Annotated in this window: 10 protein-coding genes; 4 read left to right on the forward strand and 6 right to left on the reverse strand. The window is 70.2% G+C overall.

All coding sequences use genetic code 11. The features are described 5' to 3' along the window. Window positions 1–72: 72 nt before the first annotated feature. The 4 genes from FNH05_RS23660 to FNH05_RS23675 all read right to left on the reverse strand — a co-directional run bounded on the left by FNH05_RS23660 (window position 73) and on the right by FNH05_RS23675 (window position 4,640). On the reverse strand, window positions 73–747 hold the full coding sequence (locus tag FNH05_RS23660; RefSeq protein ID WP_144590911.1) for an SRPBCC family protein: 675 nt from the start codon (window positions 745–747) through the stop codon (window positions 73–75). A 77-nt stretch (window positions 748–824) separates the two neighbouring features. Then, a complete protein-coding gene (locus tag FNH05_RS23665; RefSeq protein WP_144590912.1) occupies window positions 825–1,679 on the reverse strand; it encodes an FAD binding domain-containing protein in 855 nt (284 codons plus the stop codon). Beyond that, complete coding sequence (locus FNH05_RS23670) at window positions 1,676–4,111, reverse strand: xanthine dehydrogenase family protein molybdopterin-binding subunit (protein ID WP_144590913.1); 2,436 nt, start codon at window positions 4,109–4,111, stop codon at window positions 1,676–1,678. Before FNH05_RS23670 ends, FNH05_RS23665 begins: the two co-directional genes overlap by 4 nt. Window position 4,112: 1 nt before the next feature. Next, the gene (locus FNH05_RS23675) at window positions 4,113–4,640 is read right to left on the reverse strand and encodes a (2Fe-2S)-binding protein (RefSeq protein WP_144590914.1); all 528 of its coding nucleotides are present in this window, start codon (window positions 4,638–4,640) and stop codon (window positions 4,113–4,115) included. Window positions 4,641–4,839: 199 nt separating this feature from the next. On the opposite strand from FNH05_RS23675, the gene FNH05_RS23680 reads away from it, so the two are divergent. Further along, window positions 4,840–5,334 carry a hypothetical protein gene (locus tag FNH05_RS23680; protein ID WP_144590915.1) on the forward strand — a complete coding sequence of 165 codons (495 nt, stop codon included), beginning with the start codon at window positions 4,840–4,842 and terminating at the stop codon, window positions 5,332–5,334. On the opposite strand, the gene FNH05_RS23685 is transcribed toward FNH05_RS23680, so the two are convergent. Together FNH05_RS23685 and FNH05_RS23690 are read right to left on the reverse strand one after the other, a co-directional pair. Beyond that, window positions 5,267–6,379 (reverse strand): XdhC family protein, encoded by a 1,113-nt coding sequence (locus FNH05_RS23685; RefSeq protein ID WP_144590916.1) that lies wholly within the window; start codon window positions 6,377–6,379, stop codon window positions 5,267–5,269. The genes FNH05_RS23680 and FNH05_RS23685 overlap by 68 nt on opposite strands. Then, on the reverse strand, window positions 6,372–7,481 hold the full coding sequence (locus FNH05_RS23690; RefSeq protein ID WP_144590917.1) for a vWA domain-containing protein: 1,110 nt from the start codon (window positions 7,479–7,481) through the stop codon (window positions 6,372–6,374). Before FNH05_RS23690 ends, FNH05_RS23685 begins: the two co-directional genes overlap by 8 nt. 124 nt (window positions 7,482–7,605) lie before the next feature. Here FNH05_RS23690 and FNH05_RS23695 point away from each other — a divergent pair, with 124 nt between their 5' ends. The 3 genes from FNH05_RS23695 to FNH05_RS23705 form a co-directional block, all read left to right on the forward strand. Further along, window positions 7,606–8,055: a hypothetical protein gene (locus FNH05_RS23695; RefSeq protein WP_144590918.1), complete on the forward strand. Its 450-nt coding sequence runs from the start codon at window positions 7,606–7,608 to the stop codon at window positions 8,053–8,055. Then, window positions 8,055–8,672 carry a DUF3558 domain-containing protein gene (locus FNH05_RS23700; protein WP_144590919.1) on the forward strand — a complete coding sequence of 206 codons (618 nt, stop codon included), beginning with the start codon at window positions 8,055–8,057 and terminating at the stop codon, window positions 8,670–8,672. Before FNH05_RS23695 ends, FNH05_RS23700 begins: the two co-directional genes overlap by 1 nt. A gap of 1 nt (window position 8,673) precedes the next feature. Further along, window positions 8,674–9,472, forward strand: a 799-nt coding sequence (locus tag FNH05_RS23705; protein WP_144590920.1) for a WXG100 family type VII secretion target, incomplete at its 3' end; no start/stop codon positions are given.

A 9,472-nucleotide genomic window follows, 5' to 3' on the forward strand; every position in this document is an offset into this window, starting at 1 on the left:
GGGTGAGCCGTGAAGGGGCCCTTCACGGTCGATTCGACTGTGAAGGGCCCCTTCACGGCATAACGCCGAGGGTCAGCGGCGGCGGATGGCGCGGACGATCGCGATGATCGCCAGCAGCACGGCCACCCCGGCGAGCACCGGGCCCAGCCGCTTCGCCACCGAAGAACCGGCGTACTCGAGCAGGTCGATCGCCTCGGCTTCCTTCTGCGGCGCGGGCGGGACGGCCTCCAGCTTCGGCTTGGCCTCCTCGCCCGGCTTGGCGGCGGCTTCGGGCGCCGCCGCGGCCTCCGCCGCCGTAGGAGCGGGAGCCGTGAGCTTCTCCGCCAGGTTCGCCGCGAACTGGTCGAGGATCTTGCCGCCGACCTCGGAGATCATGCCCCGGCCGAACTGCGCCGGGCGCCCGGTCACGTTGAGGTCGGTGGCGACCGTGCCCTTGGTGGCGCCGCCCTCCTCGGTCAGCGTCACGGTGACCGTCGCGGCCGCGGTGCCCGCGCCGCGAGTGTCCTTGCCCGACGCCTTGATGACGATCTTGCGTGCCTGCTCGTCGGTCTCCAGGAACTCGCCGGAACCCTTGTACAGCAGGGAGATCGGCCCCAGCTTGACCTTCACCGTGCCGGTGAAGGTCTCGCCCTCGACCTTCGTCAACGTGGCCCCCGGCATGCACGGCGCGACGCTTTCCGGATCGGTGACGGCCTTCCACACCTGCGCGGGCGGCGCCGGAACAGTGAATTCATGGTCAAGCCGCACGGCCCGACTCCCTTCTGTCGCTTTGGCGCCGGAGGCCACCACTTCCTGTGGCGGTGGTGGCCTCCCGCGCCCCTTGGCTAGGCGCTTACCACGGCCGAGACGGCCCGGCCCGTCAGTACCCGTGCCAATTCTTGCCGATATTCGACGTCCGCGTTGCCGTCAGGGGTCGGGCTGGTGCCCTCGGCGGCGTGCGCGGCGGCCGCGCGAATCGTCTCCGCCTCGGCTTTCCGCCCGATCAGGGCCTGTTCCACGGCGGTGGCGCGCACCGGGATGGCGGCCATGTTCGTCAGCGCGATGCGGGCGTCGGCGATGGTGTCGCCCTCGGTCCGCACGGTGACCGCCACCGCCACCATGGACCAGGCCTGCGCGACCCGGTTGAACTTCTCGTAGTGCGCCCGCCAGCCGGTGTGCTTGGGCACCCGGACCTCGACCAGGATTTCGTTCGCCGCCAGGGAAGTGGTGAAGAAGTCCTGGAAGAACTCCGCCGCGGGCACCGTGCGCCTGCCGCCCGGCCCGGCGATCACCATTTCCGCGTCGAGCGCCAGCGCCGGTGCCGGCAGGTCGCCCGCCGGATCGGCGTGCGCCAGCGAACCGCCGAAGGTGCCTCGGTGGCGGACCTGCGGGTCGGCCACCGTGTCGGTGGCCCTGGCCAGCAGCGCGGCGTGCTCGGCGACCAACTGGTCGCGCTGCACGTCGTAGTGCGTGGTCATGGCCCCGATGACGAGCGCGTCGCCGTCGTCGCGGATCCCGCGCAGCTCGGGGATCCGGCCGAGGTCGATCACCACGGACGGCGCCGCGAGGCGCATCCTCAGCACCGGCAGCAGGCTCTGCCCGCCCGCCAGCACCTTCGCGTCCTCACCGGCTTCGGACAGCGCCCGCACGGCCTCGTCCACGGTGGTGGGCGCGGCGTAGTCGAAGGCCGCGGGAATCACTGGGCACCTCCAGAAGCGTCGATCGAACCCAAACCGCCACCGGGACCGGTGACGTCACCGGCGGCCCGCTGACCGCGGTGGATCGCCGCCCACACCCGCATCGGCGAGCAGGGCATCTCGATGTCGTTCACCCCGAACGGCCGCACCGCGTCGACCACGGCGTTGACCACCGCCGGGGTGGAGGCGATCGTGCCGGCCTCGCCGACCCCCTTGACGCCCAGCGGGTTGCTGGTCGCCGGGGTTTCCGTGCGATCGGTGACGAAGCTCGGCAGGTCCATCGCCGAGGGGAGCAGGTAGTCGGCGAAGGTGCCCGTGGTCAGGTTGCCGCTCTCGTCGTACACCGCCTCCTCGTACAGCGCCTGTGCGATGCCCTGGGCGAGCCCGCCGTGGATCTGGCCTTCGACGATGAGCGGGTTGACCACCGCGCCGACGTCGTCCACGCAGACGTACTTCCGCAGCGTCACCCGGCCCGTCTCGGTGTCCACCTCGGCGGCACACAGGTGCGTGCCGTGGGGGAACGAGAAGTTCTCGGGGTCGTAGACCGCGTCGGAGTCGAGCGAGGGCTCCACGCCGTCCGGCAGGTTGTGCGCCATGAAGGTCGCGAACACGACGTCCTGGATGGTGGTGGACTTGTCGGTGCCCCGCACCGTGAACTTGCCGTGCGCGAACTCCAGGTCGTCCGGCGAGCACTCCATCAGGTGCGCGGCGATCGTGCGGGCCTTCGCGACCACCTTTTCCGCCGCCTTGACCACCGCGATCCCGCCCACCGCGAGCGAGCGCGAACCGTAGGTGTCCAGGCCCTTCGGCGAGGACTGCGTGTCACCGTGGATCACTTCCACGTCCTCGAAGGCCACGCCCAGCTGGTCGGCCACGATCTGGCTCCACGCCGTCTCGTGGCCCTGGCCGTGCGCGGAGGCTCCGGTGATCACCTCGACCTTGCCGGTGGGCAGCATGCGCACCGAGGCCGCTTCCCAGCCGCCCGCGCCGTAGTCGAGGGAGCCGAGGACCCGCGACGGCGCGAGACCGCACATCTCGGTGAACGTCGAGATGCCGATGCCCAGCTGGATCGGGTCCCTGCGTTCGCGGCGTTCCCGCTGTTCCCGGCGCAGGCCCTCGTAGTCGAAGAGTTCGAGCGCCTTCTGCGTCGCGGCCTCGTAGTTCCCCGAGTCGTAGGTCAGGCCCGCGACCGTGGTGTACGGGAACTCCTCGTGCTTGATCCAGTTCTTTTCGCGCAGCTCCAACGGGTCCATGCCGAGTTCGGCGGCGAGCTCGTCCATGATCCGCTCGATGCCGAAGGTGGCCTCCGGCCGCCCGGCGCCCCGGTAGGCGTCGGTCAGCGTGGTGTTGGTGAACACGTTGGTGCAGGCGAAGTGGTAGGCCGGGATCTTGTAGATCGCGTTGAACATGAACGCGCCCAGGATCGGCACCCCGGGCCCGACCAGGCCGAGGTAGGCGCCCATGTCGGCGAGCAGTTCGACCTTGAGGCCGGTGACCGTGCCGTCCCGCCTGGCCGTGATGGTGATGTCCTGGATCTGGTCCCGCCCGTGGTGCGCGGTGAGCATGGTCTCCGAACGGGTCTCGGTCCACTTCACCGGCTTGCCGAGCTTCTGCGCGATGAGCAGGGTCATCGCCTCCTCCGGCAGCACCGCGATCTTGCCGCCGAAGCCGCCCCCGACGTCGGGGGCGATCACGCGCAGCTTGTGCTCGGGGATGCCCAGCGTCAGCGCCGCCATCGTCTTGAGGATGTGCGGCACCTGGGTGGCCGACCACATCACGATCTGCGGGCCCGTCGGGTCCACGACGCAGGAGCGGGGCTCCATGAACGCCGGGATGAGCCGCTGCTGGCGGAAGCGCCGCTTGACGACCACCTCGGCGTCGGAAATGGCCTGCTCGACGCTGCCTCCGGTGCCCGCCTCGCCGGAGTCGAACACCCACAGCGCGTTGCGGTTGGTGCCGAGTTCCTCGTGGACCAGGGGCGCGCCCTCGGCGAGCGCGTTCTCCAGGCCGAGGACGACGGGGAGTTCTTCGTAGTCGACGTCGATCGCTTCGAGCGCGTCCCGGGCCTGCGCGGCGGTGCGCGCCACCACCACGGCGACACCCTCCCCGGCGAAGTTGACCCGGTGGGCGGCCAGCACCGGACGGCGCGGATGCTTCATGTCGGGGGTGACCGGCCAGGCGCAGGGCATGCCGATCGCGCCCTCGGGGTCGAGGTCGGCGGCGGTGTAGACGGCGATCACCCCGGGCCTGTCCTTCGCCTCCGAGGTGTCGATGCCGTTGATCCTGGCGTGCGCGAACGGGCTGCGCAGGACGGCGAGGTGCAGCAGACCGGGCAGGACGGTGTTGTCGGTCCAGCGGGTGCGGCCGGTGATCAGCCGCGCATCCTCCTTGCGGGTGCGCGCCTTGCCGACCTCCGGTTCGATGGTCGCGGTCACGTCACTCGCCCCCGCCCGCGATCGCGCTGGGGACGTCGCTGATCCGCTCGGCCTCCGGGCCCGCGCCGGGGCTCATGTGCCGGGCGGCGTCCTGCACGGCCCGCACGATGTTCTGGTAACCGGTGCAGCGGCAGAGGTTGCCCTCCAGGCCCTCGCGCACGGCCTTCTCGTCCGGGTCGGGATTGTCGGCCAGCAGGTCGATCGACTGCATGATCATGCCCGGCGTGCAGTAGCCGCACTGCAGGGCGTGGTTGTCGTGGAAGGCCTGTTGCACCGGGTGCAACCGGCCCTCGCGCGCGAGCCCTTCGACGGTGGTGACCTCACCCCCGTCGGCCTGCACCGCGAGCACCGAACAGGATTTGACGCTGCGCCCGTTCAGGTGGACCGTGCACGCACCGCAGTTGCTGGTGTCGCAGCCGATTACGGTGCCGACTTTCCCGAGCGTCTCCCTCAGGTAGTGCACGAGCAGTGTGCGGGGTTCGACCTCGTCGGTGTACTGGGCTCCGTCAACGGTGACGGTGATTCGCATGAGCCCTCCAGTGTGGTGGGAGCTGGGTGATCGGCTTCACAAGGGAGCGTGCTACTTCTGTCGCGATCGGACAAGTCCTGCCCGGGTGACACTCGCGCGGCCGATCCGCAGATGCGGTTTCTCCCAGTAAAATACTCCGCGAATGCGGAGAGCACCGTAAAAAAGGGAACCACACGATTTTTGCGGCCGTCACAGCCATGTGGAACGAGTCACCGTCAGCGACGGCACCGGGATCATCGAGACCGGTGAAACGCAAGGAAAAACCCTGCGGATCCCGCCGCTGACCGAGAGCCTGAGGATCGCGCTGGCCACCGGGCAGCTGCGCCGTCCGCTGGGCGAAACGCTGGGGTCGCTGCTCCGCCTGCTCGCCAGCGGGCACTACGAACTCGCCGGACCGGAACCGCTGTTCGACGACCGGCGCCTGGTGGCCACCGGCGGCGACTGGCCGCGGGCCGAAGACGGCCGGGTCGCCTACTACCGGCGGGCGATCCGGTCCGGGCTGCGCCCGGTCGCGGTGCTGTTGCGGCCCGGCGGCCGCGCGCGCGACCTCGTGCTCGACGGCCACCACAAGATCGTGGCCTACCAGGCGGAACGGCTCGCGCCCTCCGTCGTGCGCATCGGCGTGCTCAGCCGTGGATCCGGCCCGACAGCTCCGCCAGGCGACGGCCGCCACCACCCCAGCGCAGCGCGATGATCTCGGCCGCGATCGACACCGCGGTCTCCTCCGGCGTGCGCGCGCCGAGATCCAGCCCGATCGGCGAGGACAGCCGCGCGAGTTCCTCCTCGGTCATGCCCGCCTCACGCAGCCGCGCCAGCCGGTCCTCGTGGGTCCGGCGCGAACCCATCGCACCGATGTAGCCGACGTCGAGCCGCAACGCGACCTCCAGCAGCGGCACGTCGAACTTCGGGTCGTGCGTGAGCACCGCGATGGCGGTGCGCCGGTCGATGCGGCCCGCCTCCGCCTCGGCCTTGAGATAGCGGTGCGGCCAGTCGACCACCACCTCGTCCGCGAACGGGAACCGGCTCGCGGTGGCGAACACCGGGCGCGCGTCGCACACCGTCACCTGGAAGCCCAGGAAGGAACCCATGCGCGCCATCGCGGCGGCGAAGTCGATCGCGCCGAACACGAGCATCCGGGGCGGCGGCTCGAAGGAGTTGACGAACACGCTCATGCCCTCGCCGCGCCGCTCGCCTTCGAGGCCGTAGTGCAGGGTCGCGGTGCGGCCGGTGGCCAGCAGGCCCCTGGCGTCGTCCACGACGGCGTCGTCGACCCGCTCCGAACCGAGGCTGCCCCGCACCCGGTCCGACCAGATGATCATGTGGCGGCCCTTGCGGTCCGGATCGGCGTGCTCGATCACCGTCACCACCGCGACCGGCTCGCCGCGGTGCACCGACTCGACCACCTCGCCGAGTTCGGGCAGGCTCTCCTTGTCCACCCGCTCCACGTAGATGTCGATGATCCCGCCGCAGGTCAGCCCGACCGCGAAGGCGTCGTCGTCGCTCACGCCGTAACGCTGCAGCACCGGCTTGCCGTCGGCGATCACCTCCTGCGCGAGTTCGTAGACGGCGCCTTCCACGCAGCCGCCGGACACGCTGCCGATGGCCTCACCGCCCTGCGTCACCAGCATCGAGGCCCCGGGCGACCGGGGTGCCGACGAGAACGTGGAGACCACCGTCGCCAGGCCGATCACCTCGCCCTCGGCCCAGCGCTTGGCGAGTTCGTCCATTACGTCATGCATCGCGTATCTCCACCAGCAGTCGTTCCAGGGTGGCCAGGCTGTGCCCGGCCAGCAGGCGATCGAGGTGCGGGAGCGCGGCGGCGATCCCGGATTGCACCGGGGCGTAGCCCTCGCGTCCCGCGTGGGGGTTGATCCACAGCACAGCGTGCGCCAAGCGGCGCATTCTGGCCAGCTGCTCGCCCAGGAGCGAAGGATCACCCCGCTCCCAGCCGTCGGAGAAGACAACGACCACGGCACGCCGTGCGATTCCCCGTTGCCCCCACCGATCCAGGAAGACGCGCAGCGTCTCGCCGAGCCGGGTGCCGCCCGCGTAGTCCGCCACCGCCTGCCCGGCGGAGAGCATCGCGCGCTCCGGGTCGCGCTGCCGCAGCTGCCGCGACACCCGCGTCAGGCGGGTGCCCAGGGTGAACACCTCGACATCGGCGGGCGCGCTGCGCACGACCACGTGCGCGAAGCGGAGGAGGGAATCGGCGTACGGGCTCATCGATCCGGACACGTCGATCAGGAACACCACGCGGCGCGGCCTCGTGGAACGCCTCTGGTAGGCGAGGTCGACCGGCTCGCCCCCGCCGGCGAGCATCCGGCGCAACGTCCGCGAAGCGTCGAGCGACCCGCGTCCGGCGGGACGGCGCCGCAGCGAGGCGCGGGTCGGCGGGAGCGGGCGCAGCACCGCGAACAGCTCGCGCAGATGCCGCCGCTCGGCGGCGGTGAGCTCAGCGAGATCCCGGTGCCGCAACACTTCCGTATCCGTCGCGGCGACGCGCAACTCGTCCGCCTTCGCCTCGCCCTCGCCCCCCTCGGACCGCTCCTCGGACAGCGCGGCCATCCGCGCCTGCTTCGGCCGGGCCACCGTCACCGGCTTCGGCGCCGGGGGCTCCGCCGCGAACCACTGCGCGAAAGCGTCGTCATACCGGGGCAGGTCGTCCGGCTCCCCGCACAGCGTCACCCGCCCGGCCCAGTACAGCTGCCCGGCGTCGGCGAGGTCGACCCGTTGGAGGGCGTCCAGGTACGCCTGCACCCGCTGCGGCCCCGCCGCCACTCCGGCCTCCCGCAAAGCCGTCGCGAACCCGACGAACCCGGCCAGGGGATCTCGCTCGTCCATTCCCCCATTGTCTCCGGTACCGGCGAGGACGGGGGATCTTCCTGCCGCTCCTGATTGTCGGAACTGTCCGCTAAGCTGCGACGTCAGAGGGTCACCGTCATCGTCGGCTACTGGGGAGGCAGCTTTGAACGAGTCGGGCAGCGCGGCCATCGGCGCCGCCGCGGCGGCCGCGGCCGCCGTCTGGGGCAGTCCCGTCGCCGGGGCCGTGGCAGGCCTCGCCGTGACCGAAGCCGCCAGGGCGGCCGCCCCCGGCGCCTCCGGCGGGTTCGAATTCCCCAGCGTGGAAGAGATGAACACGGTGCTGGGCATGTGGAAGGACCGCCAGGCCAGCCTGCTGCGGAAGAAGAACACGATCGAGCAGATCCGCATGTCGTTGCAGGAACTGGCCGAAGACCCCGAAAGCGAGGGGTACCTGAAGCGGTTCTCGGATTCGTTCGACCTCTTGTACGAGCAGCACGATTCCATGGTCGCCTACGTCGGGGACTACGTCCAAAAACTCACCACCGCCACGAAGGCCAAACAAACCGACGAAGAAAACGTCCAGGCCGCACTCGGGAAGCACACGGACAGCTGATGAAGTTCCGCCGAACACTCCTCCTTGCCACCACCGCATTGGCCCTCGCCGCAACCGCTTGCACCGAAACGAAGACCGGATCGCCGAGCGTCACGACGTCGACCGGCACCTCCTCCACCGCGGAAGGCGGCGGCACGACCGTGCCGAAGGTGCAGCATCCCTTGCCCAACATCGCCGCCTTCGCCGCCAAGCCGTGCGATCTACTGTCCTCGAGCCTGATCGCAAAGATGGGCTTCTCGGACCCGAGTCCCAACACCGGAAGCGACGGGCGGCGCGGTGTCGGCTGCGGCTGGATCGACACCGAGAACGCAAGGAACATCAACATCTCCATCGGCATGTCGGACGGCAAGGGGTTCGGCGGCATGCGCAACGTCTATGCGGGCAAAGGCACGCTGCTCAAATTCCTGGAACCGGCAGAAGACGTGTCCGGTTATCCGGCCGCCTACGGAGGTGTCCAGGATCGCCGTTCACGTGGAGATTGTTCGCTCTACTTCGGCGTCACCGACGACATCGCATTGAGCGCCGACGCCGGTGGTTACCACAACGCACAGGATTCGTGCGCGGCGGCACGGCAGATCGCCACCGCCGTGATCGCGACGCTGCAAGGGGGCTCGTGACATGGGGATGAACGGCACCCAGATCTACCAGAACTTCACCAAGGGCGATTCGAGTCAACTGCAGGCGGCTTCCGACGCGATCGCGGAACTGTCCAGGAGCTACCAGGACGAGGCCCAGCAGATCAAGGCGCTGCAGGACAAGATGGCGGCCTACTGGACGGGCGGTTCCGGTGACGCGGCGAACGCCGGGGCGAACCCGCTGGCGCAGACGTTCCAGGCCTCGGCCACCCCGCTGGACCAGACCACCGGTTCCCTGCGCACCCAGTCGGACGTCTTCCAGCGGTCCAAGACCAGTGTGGTGCCGGTCCCGCCCGCGCCGGAGAAGCCCAGCGGGTGGTCGCTGGGGCTGAAGGCGGCGATCCCGATCGTCGGGCCGTCGATGGCCGTGAGCGACGTCAACTCGTATCAGGAAGGCGTGGCGAAAACCAACGCCGCGAACGCCAACAACGTGCGCGTGATGGACCAGTACACCTCGGTCACCGGCAGCACGAAGACCCAGATTCCGATGGACTACCAGCCACTGTCCCCGGACGGGGCGAGCGTCGGCCTGAAGGCGAAGCAGGTCGGCACCATCGGTTCGGTCATCGACACCTACACCGACCGGACGCGCGCCTCCTCCTCCACCGGACAGCAGACGGTGAGTGGCGTTCTGGCGGACAGACCGGTCAGCGCCCCGCCCGCGCTGAGCGAATCGAACCAGGTGACCTCCTCCAGGCCCACCGCCGACGGGCCCGTCGGCACCGTGCGCCCGGGGCCGAACCTCCCGTCCGTCCCCTCCGGCACCGGCCCCACCACCAGCA

It is taken from the genome of Amycolatopsis rhizosphaerae (assembly GCF_007713715.1).
In the GTDB taxonomy this organism is placed as follows: Bacteria; Actinomycetota; Actinomycetes; order Mycobacteriales; family Pseudonocardiaceae; genus Amycolatopsis_E; species Amycolatopsis_E rhizosphaerae.